The 17,542-nt window shown below is 38.8% G+C and carries 18 protein-coding genes; 3 read left to right on the top strand and 15 right to left on the bottom strand.

Annotated elements, in window-relative coordinates; genetic code table 11:
• Window positions 1–2: 2 nt before the first annotated feature.
• The 7 genes from BCR25_RS17925 to BCR25_RS17895 all read right to left on the bottom strand — a co-directional run bounded on the left by BCR25_RS17925 (window position 3) and on the right by BCR25_RS17895 (window position 5,501).
• Window positions 3–404, bottom strand: coding sequence for a diacylglycerol kinase family protein (locus BCR25_RS17925; RefSeq protein ID WP_211272525.1), 402 nt, complete (start codon window positions 402–404; stop codon window positions 3–5).
• Window positions 388–864 carry an rRNA maturation RNase YbeY gene (gene ybeY / locus BCR25_RS17920; RefSeq protein ID WP_069664985.1) on the bottom strand — a complete coding sequence of 159 codons (477 nt, stop codon included), beginning with the start codon at window positions 862–864 and terminating at the stop codon, window positions 388–390. The genes BCR25_RS17925 and ybeY overlap by 17 nt, the downstream gene beginning before the upstream one ends.
• The gene (locus BCR25_RS17915) at window positions 864–3,062 is read right to left on the bottom strand and encodes an HD family phosphohydrolase (protein ID WP_069664984.1); all 2,199 of its coding nucleotides are present in this window, start codon (window positions 3,060–3,062) and stop codon (window positions 864–866) included. The genes ybeY and BCR25_RS17915 overlap by 1 nt, the downstream gene beginning before the upstream one ends.
• Before the next feature lie 31 nt (window positions 3,063–3,093).
• The gene (locus tag BCR25_RS17910; protein WP_069664983.1) at window positions 3,094–4,062 is read right to left on the bottom strand and encodes a PhoH family protein; all 969 of its coding nucleotides are present in this window, start codon (window positions 4,060–4,062) and stop codon (window positions 3,094–3,096) included.
• A 134-nt stretch (window positions 4,063–4,196) separates the two neighbouring features.
• A complete protein-coding gene (locus BCR25_RS17905; protein WP_069664982.1) occupies window positions 4,197–4,646 on the bottom strand; it encodes a GatB/YqeY domain-containing protein in 450 nt (149 codons plus the stop codon).
• Window positions 4,647–4,671: 25 nt separating this feature from the next.
• A complete protein-coding gene (gene rpsU / locus BCR25_RS17900; protein WP_002356740.1) occupies window positions 4,672–4,848 on the bottom strand; it encodes a 30S ribosomal protein S21 in 177 nt (58 codons plus the stop codon).
• A gap of 206 nt (window positions 4,849–5,054) precedes the next feature.
• On the bottom strand, window positions 5,055–5,501 hold the full coding sequence (locus BCR25_RS17895) for a Fur family transcriptional regulator (protein ID WP_069664981.1): 447 nt from the start codon (window positions 5,499–5,501) through the stop codon (window positions 5,055–5,057).
• 80 nt (window positions 5,502–5,581) lie between these two features.
• On the opposite strand from BCR25_RS17895, the gene BCR25_RS17890 reads away from it, so the two are divergent.
• Window positions 5,582–6,436, top strand: coding sequence for a pyruvate, water dikinase regulatory protein (locus tag BCR25_RS17890; protein WP_069664980.1), 855 nt, complete (start codon window positions 5,582–5,584; stop codon window positions 6,434–6,436).
• 199 nt (window positions 6,437–6,635) lie between these two features.
• Here the strand turns inward: BCR25_RS17890 and thrB are convergent, their stop codons facing one another.
• The 8 genes from thrB to BCR25_RS17850 form a co-directional block, all read right to left on the bottom strand.
• On the bottom strand, window positions 6,636–7,499 hold the full coding sequence (gene thrB / locus BCR25_RS17885; RefSeq protein ID WP_069664979.1) for a homoserine kinase: 864 nt from the start codon (window positions 7,497–7,499) through the stop codon (window positions 6,636–6,638).
• On the bottom strand, window positions 7,496–8,554 hold the full coding sequence (thrC, locus tag BCR25_RS17880; RefSeq protein ID WP_069664978.1) for a threonine synthase: 1,059 nt from the start codon (window positions 8,552–8,554) through the stop codon (window positions 7,496–7,498). The genes thrB and thrC overlap by 4 nt, the downstream gene beginning before the upstream one ends.
• Window positions 8,555–8,557: 3 nt before the next feature.
• A complete protein-coding gene (locus BCR25_RS17875) occupies window positions 8,558–9,847 on the bottom strand; it encodes a homoserine dehydrogenase (RefSeq protein WP_069664977.1) in 1,290 nt (429 codons plus the stop codon).
• 133 nt (window positions 9,848–9,980) lie between these two features.
• Entirely contained in the window at window positions 9,981–10,265 is a 285-nt protein-coding gene (locus BCR25_RS17870; RefSeq protein WP_069664976.1) for an ArsR/SmtB family transcription factor, read from the bottom strand.
• Window positions 10,266–10,478: 213 nt separating this feature from the next.
• Window positions 10,479–11,255 carry a pyrroline-5-carboxylate reductase gene (gene proC / locus BCR25_RS17865; RefSeq protein ID WP_069664975.1) on the bottom strand — a complete coding sequence of 259 codons (777 nt, stop codon included), beginning with the start codon at window positions 11,253–11,255 and terminating at the stop codon, window positions 10,479–10,481.
• A 74-nt stretch (window positions 11,256–11,329) separates the two neighbouring features.
• A complete protein-coding gene (locus tag BCR25_RS17860) occupies window positions 11,330–13,054 on the bottom strand; it encodes a phospho-sugar mutase (protein WP_069664974.1) in 1,725 nt (574 codons plus the stop codon).
• Window positions 13,055–13,147: 93 nt separating this feature from the next.
• Window positions 13,148–13,873, bottom strand: a complete 726-nt coding sequence (locus BCR25_RS17855) for a nitroreductase family protein (RefSeq protein WP_069664973.1) — start codon at window positions 13,871–13,873, stop codon at window positions 13,148–13,150.
• Window positions 13,874–13,902: 29 nt separating this feature from the next.
• Window positions 13,903–15,345 carry an aminotransferase-like domain-containing protein gene (locus BCR25_RS17850; RefSeq protein ID WP_069664972.1) on the bottom strand — a complete coding sequence of 481 codons (1,443 nt, stop codon included), beginning with the start codon at window positions 15,343–15,345 and terminating at the stop codon, window positions 13,903–13,905.
• Between the two features lie 705 nt (window positions 15,346–16,050).
• On the opposite strand from BCR25_RS17850, the gene thiD reads away from it, so the two are divergent.
• Together thiD and BCR25_RS17840 are read left to right on the top strand one after the other, a co-directional pair.
• Entirely contained in the window at window positions 16,051–16,875 is an 825-nt protein-coding gene (gene thiD / locus BCR25_RS17845) for a bifunctional hydroxymethylpyrimidine kinase/phosphomethylpyrimidine kinase (protein ID WP_069664971.1), read from the top strand.
• 16 nt (window positions 16,876–16,891) lie between these two features.
• Window positions 16,892–17,440 (top strand): ECF transporter S component, encoded by a 549-nt coding sequence (locus BCR25_RS17840; RefSeq protein ID WP_069664970.1) that lies wholly within the window; start codon window positions 16,892–16,894, stop codon window positions 17,438–17,440.
• Window positions 17,441–17,542 lie beyond the last annotated feature (102 nt).

Raw genomic sequence — 17,542 nt, 5'->3', positions numbered from 1 at the left:
CTCTATAAAAAGTCTTTTATTAGCTGCCAAATTTTAGGAACAAACAAGAGCAGTCCCACAACAACAGCAAAACCGCTAGTCAAAAGAACTGCGCCAGCTGCCATATCTTTTATCTTTTTTCCAATTGGATGAAAATGAAAATCAGTAAACATATCTACCACATTTTCAAAAACAGTGTTGATGATCTCGACCACCAATACAAGAAAAATGGCCAACAGCAACCATAACCATTCAGCTATCGTCAATCGAAAAACAAAGCCCAGCACAATAGCTAAGAACCCCATAACCACATGTGTCCGCATATTGCGCTCTTCTTTAAAAACTGTTCGAATTCCTTGCAGAGCAAATTCTAACGAAGCAATAAAGTGTTTGTTTTTTCCTGTTTGCTTATCTTTTGAGTCCATAGGCATCTAAAATCTCTTTCTGTAAACCAAACATTTCCTTCTCATCTTCTGGTTCCATATGATCATAGCCATTCAAATGTAAAAAACCATGCACAGCTAAGAAACCTAATTCTCTTTCAAATGTATGACCATATTCTTCTGCCTGTTCTGCCGCTCGTTCAGTCGATATCATGAGATCTCCTAAATTTCTAGGAAATATTTCTTCATCCTCATCAAAAATGATTGGAAGCTCATCTTCTCCTTCTTCTTCCAGCGCAAAACTGATCACATCCGTCGGCACATCTTTTCCTCTATAGTCTCTGTTGATCACTTGGATCCCAGCATTGTCCATAAAGGTCACCGAAAGCTCCGTATCTTCTGATATCTTCAGAAAATCTGCTGCAAACTGCAGCAAATTTTCGACTTCCTTTAAATTATCTGCGGATAGTTTAGTCGTCTCATCAATGAATGTTATATCCATTAGTCATCTCTCTTTTCTTGTTCGTCTTTCATTTTCTCAGCTTCTGATTTCATTTTTGGGTATTTGATTCTTGAATGGAAGGTGCTGCATAGACCATTCACTAAAGATTTTTCAACCATTCTGATTTCCTTCATCGTTAAGCCGCAATCATCTAATTGACCATCAGAAATTCTATCTTGAATCACATTATGCACAAACTCTTGAATTTTATCATTTGTTGGATGATCCATCGCACGTACAGCTGCTTCACACGTATCTGCAATACTCACAATGCCAGCTTCTCTTGTTTGCGGTTTAGGGCCAGGATATCTGAAATCACGTTCTTCGATCTCTGGATTACGTTCTTTAGCTTTGACATAGAAAAATTTCATCAACGTAGTTCCATGATGCTGACGACAAATATCGATCACCATTTCCGGCATATGATACTCTTCTAAAATCTTTGCCCCATCAATAACATGGCCAAAAATAATCTGCTTGCTGTCTTCCGGCAATAGAAAATTATGCGGATTTTCTGCACCAGCGGGTAAATTCTCTACGAAGAAATTTGCATGTTTAACTTTACCAATATCATGATAGTAACAAGCCACACGCGTCAGTAAAGATCGACCGCCGATTTCAGCAACCGCATTTGCACTTAAACTCGCAACCATCATGCTATGATGATAGGTGCCAGGTGCTTCTTCCAATAAACGTTTCAACAAGGGATGATTCGGATTGCTCAGTTCATTCAAGATGATCATACTATCATCAGTGACAAGTAGTTCGATATACGGATGCAGCCCCATTGTTGCAAGAAATGACAAGACTGTTCCAGCAAGGGCACAAATCATCATTGTCCATGATTTTCCATCAAATAAACTCATCCCTTGATACACGATTAAAACAACATCTAAACAGATTGGAAAAATAATTACCCAGAAAACGGCAGTCATTCCCTGTTCACTGATTCGTGTTCGTTTAACCACTGTTGCAAGCAATCCAGAAAACAGATAACTGACAAGAATGATCGTCAATGAGTTGGTACCTATAGAATGATAGAAAACAAACAAAGCAAAGATAACTTGGAAAACCGCTGCAAGGATTCCAGCTCTGCGATTAACAAAATAGTTCAATACCAACGGCGTAAAAGCTGCTGGGAAAAACAATGACACATACGCCAATTGTTCTGTTTGAAAAATTTGGAAAAACTTCATAAGGAGGACACTTAAAGACATGGCTCCCACGTAAAATAAAATAAAGTGCCGACGTTTCCCTTCTTCTGTTACTTGCTTTGTAAAAAAGATCAATACAAGAACTTGTAAAACAATCGCTAGAGCTAAAGCAACCATTGGGAAAACAGAAGTACTCTGATTCGTCATGCCTAAAAGCTCCAACTTTTCCATCGCTTTACTATCGATTTGAGTGCCTTCACGAACAATGATCTCACCTTGGTAGATCATTGAAGGCGGAATAGCATCCATCGCATTTTGGCGCAGCTCTTTCGTTTTCTTGTCATTGGCAAAATCATTCGCTACGATACCTTCATTAACAAGATAACGGATTTCTTGCTGCATCACACCTGTCACATCAAGAAACTGAATTTTTTCTATTGCGTTTTGGCGAACACTATCTAAGTCGGCCTCTCGAACATGATCTTTCATTTTATCATCAATTATCTTTAAACTCTCCGTTTTTACTTGCTGGATTTGAGCTGGCTCCAGAGAGAAAATGTTTTGGTAAAACACATTCGGAAATTTCTGATAAAAAGCGACTTCATCTTGATCTAGCTGCTCAAACTGAGCCTTCAGATTGGCAACTCTTTCTTCCACTGTCGGCTTAGGAATACTTTCATCTTTTTTGGCTTTCGCCTTTTTATCTTGGTACTCTTTTTCAGTTTTTTCATTTGCAGTGGTAATCAGCTTGAATAGTTTTTCAATTCGTTTATGCTGAACATCCGCCGTTTCCTCTTGGTATATATATTCAGGAGTCACAGCCTCTGCAGCTAATTTTTTCTTTTGTTCTGTTTCATAAGTATTTTCTACGTTTTTATTTGCACGAATCGTATTTTCAGCAAGCTGTCCTTCTTTGATTTCTACTTTTTTCTGATGAACACTGCCAAACATAATCACAAATAAAAAACAAGAAAAAACCAGCAATAAGATCGGTATAAACGCTTTGCCTAATCTATCGCGTAATTTTAATAATGAATACTTCAACGGAATTCTCACTCCTTTCCGCAGGTTAAATCTAATTTTTGCTTTCTTTTTCATAAGCTCGAATGATCTGAGCTACGACAGGATGTCTGACAACATCTCCTGCATCAAAATGAACAAATGAAATTTTTTCAATTGAACGTAGTGTTTTTTCTGCATTGACCAATCCGCTAGTTACACCTTTAGGTAAGTCAATCTGACTAGTATCGCCATTCACGATCATTCGCGAATTGAAGCCTAATCTAGTTAAAAACATCTTCATTTGAGCCACAGTTGTATTTTGTGCTTCATCTAAAATGACGAACGCATCATCTAACGTCCGACCTCTCATATAGGCTAAAGGTGCGATTTCAATCACGCCGCGCTCCATCAAACGATTCGTATGATCCATGCCAAAAACTTGATACAAAGCATCATACACGGGACGTAAATAAGGATCAACTTTTTCCTTTAAGTCTCCTGGTAAAAAGCCTAGACTTTCGCCAGCCTCAACCGCTGGACGTGTTAAAATAATTTTTTGAACTTCGCCTTTTTTTAATGCAGATATAGCCATTACTACTGCTAAAAAAGTTTTGCCGGTACCTGCTGGTCCAATTCCAAAAATAATGTCGTACTTTCTGATCGCGTCGACATAGTTTTTTTGTCCAACATTCTTGATACGAATAGCACGACCATGATGATCTTTAAGAATCTCTTCTTCGTACATCGCAACAAAAGTATCTAGTTCTCCACTTCTAGCCATTTTTAAAGCAGAAACGACATCCGGCGTACTGATCTTGATTCCTCGTTGAATCAAAACTTGTAATGTACGTAAAACAGAAGCAATCAATTGCACTTCTGCTTCTTCACCAATCAGCTGGATCGTTTCTCCTCGAGTATTAATCGTTGTTGTTGAATTGTCTTCTAAATATTTTATATGTTTATCATGGGTTCCTAAAAGCATACTCACATCATCAGAATCATTTAATTTTATTTCTAATGATATCGACTGATTTTCTGTCAAAAAACGCCCATCTCCTTTATTTTGTCATTCTTTACAATCATACCACACAATTTATTTATTAAAAAGAAGTCATCACTTTGATATGTACATTAGGACAAAAAAACCAACGGAGATCCGCTGGTTTTTTATCTCTACTATTTCTCTTGTAGTAATTCTTTTACAATTGCATTGACTTGATTGCCGTCTGCCTTGCCTTTTACTGCTGGCATCACAGCTGCCATTACTTTACCAAATTCCTTTGGTGAAGTAGCTCCAGTCTGATCAATTGCCGTAGTGACAATTTGACGAATCTCTTCGTCAGAAAGCTGCTTCGGCATATATTTTTCAACAATTGCGATTTCGATTTTTACTTTGTCAGCAAGATCAACACGTCCCGCTTTTTCAAACTCTGACAAAGAGTCTCTTCGTTGTTTCATCTCACGAGATAAAACAGTCAACTCTTCTTCTCCGTCCAAATCACGGTTCGCCTTAATCTGCTCGTTTTGAATGGCTGCTTTCAACATGCGTAGCACAGATAAAGTATCTTTATCTTTAGACTTCATCGCTGTTTTGATATCGTCATTCAATGTTGTTAGTAATGACATACAACCAACTCCAATTCATCGAAAACTAGAATTTTTTACGTTTTCTAGCTGCTTCAGATTTTTTCTTACGCTTTACACTTGGTTTTTCGTAGAATTCACGTTTACGTGATTCTTGTAAAGTACCCGCTTTTGAAACGGAACGTTTGAAGCGACGAAGAGCATCGTCAAGAGATTCGTTTTTACGAACGACAGTTTTTGACATGTTAATTCCCTCCCTCCGAGCTTAAAAAGTAACCGTTTTTTATTTTTATGAGTGTTTAATACATAAATAAAAATACCGTTCTTTCTATATTATAGCTAAAGGTTATTTTAACGTCAACCTTTCTACAAAAAAAATATATGAAAAAGTAGCAAAATGATTATTTTTTTAAACACGACAGTATTATTTAAGGAATTTACTGAAAAAAATCACCGACACTCTTCACAACGACCAAAGATTTCAAATCGATGTCCTTCAATTTCACACCCACTTAATTGTTCTTTGAAAAAATCCATTGGACACATATGAATTTCCTTTGTCTTTCCACATACTGTACAAATAAAATGATGATGATGCCCTACTTCCTGACAACAATGAAAACGGAATTTTTTTTCACCGTTTAAGTCTGTAGCTTCTAATAAATCCAGCATTTCAAAATCATGTAGGTTTCGATAGATCGTGTCATAGCTGACCCCTTTGTATTCTTTATTCATAAACTCATAGACTTCTCTGGCCGTTATATATCGATTTCGTCGAATCAAGTAAGTGATGATTGCTTCTCGTTTTTTCGTGTATTTCAACCCGTGTTTTTTCATCACCGTCAAAGATTGTTCAACTTTTGAATTTGATTGTGACACAACATTCCCTCCAATCATTAAATCAGAATCATTACGAATAAGATTTATGTAGGTATGGTATAATAAAATCATCAAAAAAGCAAGAAAGGAATTCTACTATGACTAATGACGAACAGAAACAATGTGTAACTATTTTTGTAATCTCTGATTCTGCTGGAGAAACAGCTTCAAAGCTTGCGGCAGCTTCGATGGCGCAATATCCAACAGTCGATTTTTCACTTTTTAGACGTACTTTTGCTAAAGAAGAAGAAAAGTTGAAGAAAGCTTTAGAGGATGCTAAACGTGAAAATGCAATGGTCTTACATACAATCGTAAATGATCGTTTAGTAAAAATTGCGAATGATTTTTTTGAAGAACATGATATGTACCATTTTGATATACTGACACCTCCAGTTGCCGAAATCGAACGATTGACCGGAGTCGCTCCTACACGAGAACCAGGTGCCTTACATCATTTGAACGAAAACTACTTCAAACGAATCGAAGCAATGGAGTTTGCTGTTAAATATGACGATGGAAAAGACCCACGCGGCTTTTTAGAAGCGGATGTTCTTTTGTTAGGGGTGTCCAGAACTTCAAAAACACCGCTTAGTCTTTTCTTAGCAAATAAAAATCTAAAAGTTGCTAACTTGCCGTTAATTCCAGAAGCCCATCTACCAAAACAGCTATGGGAAACAAATCCGAAAAAAATCGTAGGTCTAACGAATGATCCTGATATTTTGAATGGCATCAGAAAAGAACGAATGAGAACCTATGGATTGCCGGCTGATACTTCTTATTCAGATATTGAGAAAATCAGAAAAGAGCTTGAGTTTGCAAATGACCTCTATCAAAAAATAGGCTGTGAAGTGATTAATGTCGCTTCCCTATCCATTGAAGAAACAGCATCGATGATTCTAAATGCCTTAAATTTAGAAGATCATAGTTATTACGCAACTGAGACACCTGAATAATTCAACAGATTCAGTGACTGAGAAATAACGCTATGAGTTACAACTACGTCACTTAGAATCCGAATGAGAGGTGGAAGCAGAAACAATCCCTTCGGAAATAAGCACTTCTGCCCCATCCTTGGACTCTAAATGCAAATAAACAACGAGCCAAAAGCAATTCCAAAAAGGAGTTGATTTTGGCTCGTCTTCTTTTTGCTGATTAAAATACTTGTGTGCCTTCTTGATCGATCGATAGAACGTTGATAGTTGCCGATTTAGGCATTTTTTCGAGTGCTTTGACCATCTGACTGGTATTTTCCTCTGGAGTTAATATCAGTACGGTTGGTCCTGCACCGCTTAAAAAAGCACCATAAATTCCGATTTTTTGCCCTAGCTCACGGATTTGATCTAAATGAGGAACCAATTTTCTTCGGTAGGCTTCATGCCAGCGATCTTCTTCCATCATCAATCCAGCTAAAGGTAAATTACCATTCAGTATTGCGGCAATCATTACATTTGCGATAGAGCTCGCTTTGACTGCATCTTTGTACGGCATGGTGTTTGGCAGAACACTACGGCTCTCTGTAGTCAGCAAGTGCTCATCTGGTACATAGGCGATCACATCACACATCGGAAAATGATGTTTCACGTAATGAACATCACCATCCACGTAGCTAGCTACGACAAAGTCTCCACAAATCGCTGGTGCAACATTATCTGGGTGACCTTCGATCTCTGTTGCAATTCTCAATTTTTCTTTTTGAGATAAATTCAGATTCCCTAAACGATTCGCCAGTTCAATTCCTGCAACAATGACACTAGAACTGCTGCCTAATCCTCTAGCTAATGGAATATCCGAAGTCATTTTTAAAACTTTTGGAGCAAGATTCGGCGCTAATTTTAGTGCAGTCTGCAGCAACAGATTGGTTTTATCTGATGGAATATCTGCGCCTAAAGAGTGAATGATTTTCCATTCCTCTGCATTTTCCAACACCTCAATACTAAGATATTGAGATAAGGCAATACCGCAGGAGTCAAATCCAGGCCCCAGATTCGCACTTGTAGCGGGAACTCTTATTTTCATAGTTCAGACACTCCGTTACGCAAATGCATACGCATTTCTTCTAAGTCACTCATTTTAGAAATTTTGACATCTGTAGCATTGATCGCAGTGTCTGGATCTTTAAGTCCATTTCCTGTGAAGACCGCTACGACTGTTTCGCCAGGCTTGATTTTACCACTTTTCACGTGTTGGATCACTCCCGCTAACGAAGCGGCAGATCCAGGTTCGACAAACACACCATCTTGTGCAGCAACTTTGCGGTACGCATTTAGAATTTCTTCATCTGTGACTGCATCGATATGTCCGTTCGACTCATCTCTTGCTGCTTCTGCTAGTGTCCAGCTGGCTGGATTTCCGATCCGAATTGCTGTTGCAATCGTTTCTGGTTGATCGATAGCCTCACCTTTAACAATCGCTGCAGCACCTTCTGCTTCAAAGCCGTGCATTCTCGGTAAGCTTGTTCCTTTTAAATCATGCCATTCTTTAAATCCTTTCCAATAGGCAGAAATATTCCCAGCGTTTCCAACTGGAATAGCCAATACGTCTGGTGCTTGGCCAAGTTGTTCGCAGACTTCAAAGGCTGCTGTTTTTTGTCCTTCCAAACGATAAGGGTTTACTGAATTCACTAAAGCAACAGCTTCTGTTTTAGCGATATCACGAACCGCCTTCAACGCTTCGTCAAAGTTTCCAGGAATCGAAATAATATCCGCTCCGTAAATAATGGCCTGTGCCAATTTGCCCATCGCGATTTTTCCATCCGGGATCACAACATATGCTTTAACTCCGGCTCTTGTGGCGTAAGCAGCAGCGGCAGCACTAGTATTACCTGTAGAGGCACAAACAATTGCTTTCGCCCCTTCTTCTACTGCTTTGGCAACTGCCATAACCATACCACGGTCTTTAAATGAGCCAGTTGGATTCAAGCCTTCATATTTTCCGTATAAATTGATTCCTAATTCCTTTGACAAGCTATGTAAAGGGATTAGCGGTGTATTCCCTTCTGCCAAGGAGATCATTGGTGTGTTTTCAGTAATCGGTAAATATTCCTTATATTGTTTTAATAATCCTTCATACATTTTCTAGTCCTCCAATACTTTAAATGAGTTTAATAGTTCGAAATCATCGGCTGCTTCAATTTCTTTTATGACTTCTTTCATTTGGGCTTTTGTGATCGTATGTGTGATCGCAACGATCCTAGCTCTAGTGCCGTCTGATTTTTGCTGAACTAATTGGTCAAAGCTAACATTTGCCTCTGTCATGATTTGAGTCAATTTCAAAATTTGACCTTGTCTGTCAGGTACACCGATTGAAAAATAATAGTTGCCAGATGTATCTTGATCGTCCGCTAACTTCGTATCATGCTGATACGCATTAAACATGTGACCTGTCGTGCCTAGACGAATATTTTTAGCAATCGTGATGATGTCACTGACCACACTTGTTGCTGTCGGCTTTGCACCAGCACCTGGTCCATAATACATCGACTCACCAACACCCGAGCTTTCAATAAAGACGGCATTAAATTCATTTCTAACAGAAGCGATTGGATGAGACTTTGCAACCAACATCGGTCCTACTTCTACAGCAATGCTCCCTAAACGGTTTTCAGAAGAACCAATCAGCTTTACTTCATAACCCAGCTGATCTGCCATTTCAACATCATCTAGCGACAGACCACGAATCCCCCGCGTGTCTACTTGATCTAAATGAATATTCATGCCAAACGCAAATTGACTTAAAATGACCATTTTGTAAGCAGCATCAATACCGTCTACATCATTTGTAGGATCTGATTCGGCAAAACCAAGCTCTTGTGCCTCTTTGAGTGCCTGATCATACGATTTTTTTTCTGTGACCATTTGTGTCAGCATATAATTGGTCGTTCCGTTGACGATGCCTAAAACTTTTTGAATATTGTCTGCTGCTAAGCTATTTGCGATAGTCCGCAAAATAGGAATGCCACCAGCAACACTTGCTTCATAATATAAATCGCACTGATTCTTTTGAGCCAAGGCAACAAGTTCACTGCCATGCTGCGCTAAAAGATCTTTATTGGCTGTAACGATATGTTTGCCGTTTTCCAGCGCTTTAGTAATGAAGGTTTTTGCAGGTTCAACTTTTCCGATCAACTCAACAACGATTTGAATGTCATCGTCATTAAGAATGTCATCTATATTTGTGGTCAGTTGAATATCAAATTTCTCAGCCTGTCGTCTTTTTTCTTCTTCGTCACGTACAAGTGCTTTAGAAATAGAGATTTCCATGCCTGTCACCTGAGAAATTTTTTCTTGATGTTCTTGTAAAATCGTCGGTACACCAGAGCCAACTGTCCCCAATCCAAGTAAACCGATGTTCAATTTTTCCTTCATTTTTCTTCCTCCAGCTGTAAAATTAGAAACGTTTCATTGTTTTCTAATAAAATATGTTTCTAGTATAACGAACTGCCGCAAAAAAAACTAGCCTTTTCTTTGAATTTCCCAAAGGGATTCTAGAAAAGGTAAGTTATTGGTGTTTAACGTGTTCAAATGTTTGATTCAAAATATCGATCACATGATGATCATCTAATCTGTAATAAATCGTTTTTCCTTGTCGGCGCGACCTTACTACATGTGTATCACGTAATAACCGTAATTGATGAGACACAGCAGATTGTTCCATTGAAAGCTGCTCTCCTATCGAAGTGACGTTCAATTCTCCTTGCTTTAATAACAATAAAATACGTAAGCGAGTTGGATCACTCAACACTTTGTAGAGCTGGCTGACTTTTTTTATTTCTTCTTCTTTCATCGTTGCGTCTCCTTTCAGGTTTTATTCCTGCTTATTATAACAAATTTCTTTTCAAAAGAGGAACGTTTTTTTTTATCGATGAAAAGGACCAAGACGCAACTCTTCTAGTTACCCCTCAGTCCTTTAAACAACGAGTATGTACCAATAAAAAAGTTACTACTTCGTTTTTTTAGCTAAATGCCTTGATTACAACTTTTTTGCACATTTCTTCACTTAATGATTGGCTTGTTTAATCGCATCAATGACAGCATATCTAAAACCATTTTTCTCTAAAGCAGCTACTCCTCTAATCGTACTGCCGCCAGGAGAGGTCACACCATCTTTCAGTTCACCCGGATGTTTTTTCGTTTCGATCGCCAATTTTGCTGAACCTAGCAACATTTGAGCAACTACTTCGTAGGCAAGTGATCTGGACATCCCTTCCATTACAGCTCCATCAGCCAACGCCTCCATAAATACATCAACAAATGCTGGACTGCAGCCAGCCACTGTTCCAAATGTTCCTAAAAGTGCTTCGCTAACTTCCTCAACTTTTCCTAAAGACTCCAATACTTGAAGCGCTTGTGCTTTGATAGAACTTGGCATTTCAGCAGCAAAAACAGCGCCAATCATTCCTTCATTCACACTGACAGGCGTATTAGGAATCGCATGTACAACATGAATCTTATTTCCAAGAACCGCTTGTGCTTCTTCCACTGTATGTCCTGTAGCAACAGAAATCAGAATCGTATTTTCTGCCATGAAAGGAGCTGCTTGCTTCAAAATTTCTAAAACAATTTTTGCACCCGTTGCAATAAATATAATTTGACACTCTTTAAAGTCCTCATAATCATTGATTAATTGAAATCCTAGTTTTTGCTGAAGAGCTTCTGCTGTCCCGCTCGAACCGCCTTTAACAAATAACTGTTCAGGTGTTACTGCTTTAGCATTTAAAAGTCCTTCGATCATTGCACTGCCCATTTGACCAGCGCCAATAAATCCAATAGCCATAATAGCCACTCCTTTGTCTTTTCAAAAAAGGACTGAAATAAACTTTTATCCAGTTTTTTCAGTCCAAATCATTTTTATTCGGTTAATGCATTCACTGCTGATTCAAAGTCAAGAATTTTTTGATCCGCTTCTGCTTGTGAAGAAGCTTTTGTTGCTAAATAAAACTTGATCTTCGGCTCTGTCCCAGAAGGTCGAATGGCAATCCAGCTGCCATCTTCCAAGAAATATTTTAGCACATCAGATGGTGGAGTTGTTAATGCTTCGCTTTGACCATCAGCAAATGTGCGCGTCAATGCTTTGAAATCTTCTGTTTGACTAACATTGATACCGGCGAAAGACGTTGGTGCTTCGTCTCGGAATTTTTTCATTAATGATTTGATTTTTTCGCTGCCTTCAATACCGCTTAATGTAACAGAGATCGTTTTTTCTTCAAAATAGCCATATTCTTTGAAGATATCTTGCAAGCCATCGTAAAGTGTCTTGCCTTGTTTTTTATAAAACGCTGCAACTTCTGCCAATAAAACAAGTGCCTGAATAGCATCTTTATCACGTACAAAAGATTTTACTAAATAGCCATAGCTCTCTTCAAAGCCAAACATAAATGTTTGAGAATGATCTGCTTCATACTGCTCGATTTTTTCTGCAATAAACTTGAAGCCAGTCAGAACATCAACCATTTTGGTATTGTATTTAGCAGCAACAGCAGTTGCCAGTTCACTAGAGACGATTGACTTCAATACAACCGCATTCTCAGGTAGTGTTCCTGCTTGCTGGTGTGCTTCTAAAATATACTGGATCATGATCGATCCTAATTGGTTGCCTGTCAAAACTTGATATGTTCCATTCGGTAAACGAACAGCAGCACCTAAACGATCGGCATCAGGATCCGTTGCAATCAATAAGTCTGCATCTTCTTTTTCACCTAAACGGATCGCGTATTCAAATGCAGAATGCTCTTCAGGATTAGGTGATTTAACGGTTGTGAAATCTGGATCAGCAACTGCTTGTTCAGGTACTAAAACAAATTTTTCGAAGCCGGCCTGTTTCAAGGCTTTTTCACCAAGCATTTTCCCTGTGCCGTGCAGTGGTGTATAAACGAGTTTTAGTTCTTTTCCCATTTCATTGACAAGATCTTGATTGATCGTCACTGCTTTTATTTCTTTTAAGTATGCATTATCTACTTCTTCGCCAATAATCGTGATCAAATCACTTGTTTGAGCTTCGTCGTCTGATAAAACCTCAACTTTCAGCGGATTTTCAATCTCACGAACGTATCTTGTTAATGCATCTGCATCTGCAGGAGGCATTTGTCCACCGTCTTCTCCATAAACCTTGTAGCCATTGTATGCTGCAGGATTGTGAGAAGCTGTGATCATGATCCCAGTAAATGCGTTTAAATGACGAACAGCAAAAGATAATTCCGGTGTCGGACGTAAACTTTCAAAAACAAAAGCAGGAATATCATGTTTCGCTAATGTTTTAGCCGCCTCCATCGCAAATTCCGGTGACATATGACGAGAATCATAAGCAATCGCAACCCCACGGTGTTTTGTATTCCCCCCTTGCGCGTCCATAAAACGAGCTAATCCTTCTGTTGCTTGACGAATCGTAAAAATATTCATACGATTGATGCCGGCTCCCAAAATACCGCGCATCCCAGCTGTTCCGAATTCCAACGGCGCATAAAAAGCATCTTCACACTTTTCAGGGTCATTTTTTAAATCCTTCAAATCATTTTTTAGGTTTTCTGGTAGGTTTTCTTCATTTATCCACTGTTTATAGACTTGTTCCCAAGACATGTTTAGCACCTCATTTATCATTTGTAATCTTCTCCACTTGTAAGTATACCATTGCATTGTTTTATAAGAAAGTAATGCCTACAAAAAAGAACACTATTTCAGGAATCGCTGCATCTTCAAAAGTTGGTCTGTAACCATGGTCGGTTCAGCAGCAAAGTAATCAGCGAACTTCTGACTCCAGCGTTTTTTTTCTCTGGCTTCCCCGAAGTCTTCCATCGTTTGATCATACTGTTCAATTAAATCGTACACATAAGGTCGATAACTTTCAAAATGAACAACAGCCGCTTCCGGTAAACGAGGTTTGACTCTCATTTCTACGGTTGGTTTACCAATACTCAGACCAAATAAAGGCATCGTTTTTTCTGGCAAGTTCAATAGCTGGCAGATTTCTTGCCCATGTTTACGAATACTGCCAACAACAACAGAACCTAGACCTAAGCTTTCAACAGCAATTACAGCATTTTCCAAAGCCAACGCGGCATCAGTTGTTGCAATCAGTAACGGTTCGACAGTGTCTTCGATTTGGTAGGCAGTCTCTTTAGCAGTACTTACTCTGTCCGTTCTATAAAGATCAGCCACAAAAATTAAAAAAGCAGAGCTTTTAAGCATATGTGGATTGCCTGGATTCCATTCAACAAGCTGCTTTCTTAAGTCTTCATCTTGTAGAACGATAATGCTGTAAAATTGACCATTCATCCAACTTGGGGCTTGGCGAGCTGCGTCTAAGATTGCTTGTAGATCAGCTTGAGGCAAGACGTAGTTTTCATCAAAATCCCGATAACTACGACGATTTTTCAATAATTTTAACGTTTCATTCATAGTACATCCCTCCATTTTTCTTTATTTTATCACAGAGAGGAATTATCTAATGAAATTTTTTCTGTGATCCGTTCGAGTTTTTCCTTAAACTCAACGATATTATGACTGCTGACTCTAGAAAAATTGATACGAATACTGTCACGTGACTCGCTAAAAAAGAAACTAGGAGCGAGCAATAAGCCTTCCTGTAAAAAAAGTGCCCAATCTTTCTGGCGTAAGTCTCCATTCTTCCATTTTGCCCACAAATAATAGCCACCCTTTGGTCTTGCCACTTCCCATTCCTCCATTTTTGACATTAGATCAAAAACGGCTTGTCCTCGTGCTTCAACTTCTTGCCGCAATTCAGTAATTTTTTTGGAAAAATTATTGTCGGTCAACGCAAGATTCGCTAATACTTGAGGGAAAATACTCAATGAAAAATCCATCATTTTTCGCGCTTCAGCTAATTGCTGATTAACAGAAGCGGGTGCACTCAACCAGCCAATTTTTGTCGTTGAACCTAGAATTTTAGAGAGCGAGCCGATATACAAAACGTTTTCTGGGTCTAGCTTTTTCAACGGCTGCACTTGCTCTGTTGAGACAAAATTCAGCTTGGCAAATACGTCATCCTCAAGAATCGGAATTTGATAGTTTTGACAAAGCTCGATCAACTGCTTTCGTCGTTTCATGGACATTGTTTTTCCTGTAGGATTTTGAAAAGACGGGTTGACCATCACCATCTTAATCCGATGCTGCCTGATCGTTTTCTCTAAAGAATCGATACAAATCCCCTCTTGATCCATTTTTACGCCATACAAACGGATTCCAGCTGCTTGAAAAATCGGTAAAGCGTAGAGAAATGACGGATCTTCAATCGCTACACTATCTCCAGGCTGCAATAACACTTGTAAAATCAAAAACAACGCTTGCTGAGCACCGGAAGTAATCAAAAAACTTTCTGGCGGCAGTGTAAAATCATATTCCTTTTGCATATCTTGACTAAGCGACTCTCTCAACGGTAAATAACCTAAATCATCCTGCTGTTCTTCTTCTAAAAAATGCTTCCAAGTTAACGGCGGAAAAGCAAAACTTGGAATTAAATCTAAAGGCAATTCTCCTGTGTATACATCTAGCAGGTCGTCGGCAGATGAGTGAATCAGCTGTTCAATCTGCTCGAGATAGGGATCGACTTTGGCAAAAGCATTTTGCTCTAAATAATGACGCCAATCTGTTCGAGGTACCGTCGTGATTCCCCACTTACCTTCATTTACGATCGTGCCGCTTCCTTGTTTTCTAATGATCCAGCCTAAAGCCACTAGCTCATCTAACGCATGAACCACGGTCGAGCGATTGACATTGAAAAATTCTGCTAGTTTTCGTTCAGAAGGCAAACGTTCTCCTGGAAGTAGTTCACCACTTTTTATATAAGAAAGAATCAACTCGATGATGCTGATATAAATAGGCACACCTTTTTCTTTTTTTAATGACCACATCTTTTTCTTCTCTCCTTTTATGAAATCGACTAATTGAATTGATTTATCTTGTGCAACTAAAAAAAAGATAACTTTTCTTTTGACCGTGAAAATTTGCTTGTCATAATTCTCAGCTTTTTTATTTTATGCTACTTTATATTTAATAACTCCATGGTTTGTGTTTCTTATAAAGGACACAACTCTCTCTTCAGTCATCTTGTACTGCTCAACATCAATTCACTTCGTTCTTTGTGTTTCCTACGAAAGGAACAACTCTCCTTTTGGTCGTCTTGTACTGCTCAACATCAATTCACTTCGTTCTTTGTGTTTCCTACGAAGGACACAACTCTCCCCTCGGTCGTCTTGTACTGCTCAACATCAATTCACTCCGTTCTTTGTGTTTCCTACGAAGGGAACAACTCTCCCTTCGGTCGTCTTGTACTGCTCAACATCAATTCACTCCGTTCTTTGTGTTTCCTACGAAGGACACAACTCTCCCTTCGGTCGTCTTGTACTGCTCAACATCAATTCACTTCGTTCTTTGTGTTTCCTACGAAGGGCACAACTCTCCCTTCGGTCGTCTTGTACTGCTCAACATCAATTCACTCCGTTCTTTGTGTTTCGCAGTAATTGGATGACCTGAAAATAACCCAATTGGCTGTTTTTGTCAAGTTGAGTTTGTTTTACAATACATATATTAAAATATTAGCGAATAGAGGTTGAGCAATGATAAAAAAAGTTTTGACAGTCGCTGGTTCTGATTCCAGCGGTGGTGCAGGGATTCAAGCAGATTTAAAGACATTTGAAGAATATGGAACATTTGGATTTTCGTCTTTAACGAGTATTGTAACGATGGATCCTGATGAAGGTTGGAGTCATACAGTAACGCCAATCGAGCCTGATTTAGTAGAAAAACAATTAAAGACTATTTTTGCAGGTGCCCCTCTCGATGCGATGAAAACCGGCATGCTTGGCACAATCGAAGCCATCGAAATCACTCGTAAATACATCGATACTTTTTCTATGGAAAATATTGTTATCGATCCAGTAATGGCATGTAAAGGTACAAGCGAGCTATTACAGCCCGAAAATGTAGCCGCTATGACTCGTTTGTTACTGCCAAAAGCAACGATTACTACACCCAACTTAGTTGAAGCTGGCATTTTATCGGAAATGGGTGATTTAACCTCTGTCGATCAAATGAAAGAAGCCGCAAAAAAAATCCTTCACTTAGGACCGAAAAATGTGGTGATCAAAGGCGGACATCGTTTAAAAACAGACAAGGCAATTGATCTTTTTTATGATGGTACGAATTTCACTATTTTTGAAGAAGAGCTGTTTGCTACTGATTTTAATCATGGCGCAGGTTGTACCTTTGCGGCTGCGGTAACTGCTGGTTTAGCTAAGGGATATCCTGTAGAAAAATCGGTGGCTTTGGCGAAAAAATTTGTAGCTGCCGCAATCAAAAATGGACAAAAAATCAATCCTTTTCTTGGTCATGTTTGGCATGGTGCATACAATCACGCCGAAGATCGCATGACAGAAAAGTAGCAACAGGAGGAGTTCAATGACAAAGCAACATTCTACAAGTTCCATTGTTTTCATAGGATTATTTACAGCCTTGACAATTTTAGGCACGATGCTTAAAATTCCTTTGCCGACAGGAGCATTTGTTCATTTAGGTAATGCTGTTTTGCTGTTGGCGGTGTTATTGATCGGCTATAAGCGAGGCGCGCTAGCTGGAGGGTTAGGCTTTGCGATTTTTGATTTAGTAAATGGTTTTGCTGCTGAAGCGCCGTATTTTATTTTAGAAAGTTTTATTGTCGGCGGCGCTGCGGCATTAACTATTTTATTCTTCAAACGAACGATCGATACTTTTTGGAAAGTTATTCTTGTTGCAAGTGTCACTGGTGTTGCCAAAATACTGATGACTCAACTAAAAAATACTGTGATGGGATTGATGGCCGGCGCTGATTTTAATGTAGCTTTTGCAAGTGCGTTATCTAAATTGCCAGCAACCTTGATCAATGTTGCAACAACGATCATTATTGTAACGCTGGTTTATTTTCCATTAAAAAAAGCAATGACAGCTATTTTTGCAAAACAAACATTTTAACATATAAAACATACTAAGATTAGAGGGTAAAGTCATCGACGGATGACTTTACCTTCTATTTTCCTTTTTTAGGACTATAGTAAAGGGTGAAAGGAAGATCGA

The sequence above is a fragment of the Enterococcus termitis genome (assembly GCF_001730305.1).
In the GTDB taxonomy this organism is placed as follows: Bacteria; Bacillota; Bacilli; order Lactobacillales; family Enterococcaceae; genus Enterococcus_L; species Enterococcus_L termitis.
Note: the sequence above shows the minus strand (reverse complement) of the source record. Positions and strands in the feature narration are given on the sequence as shown.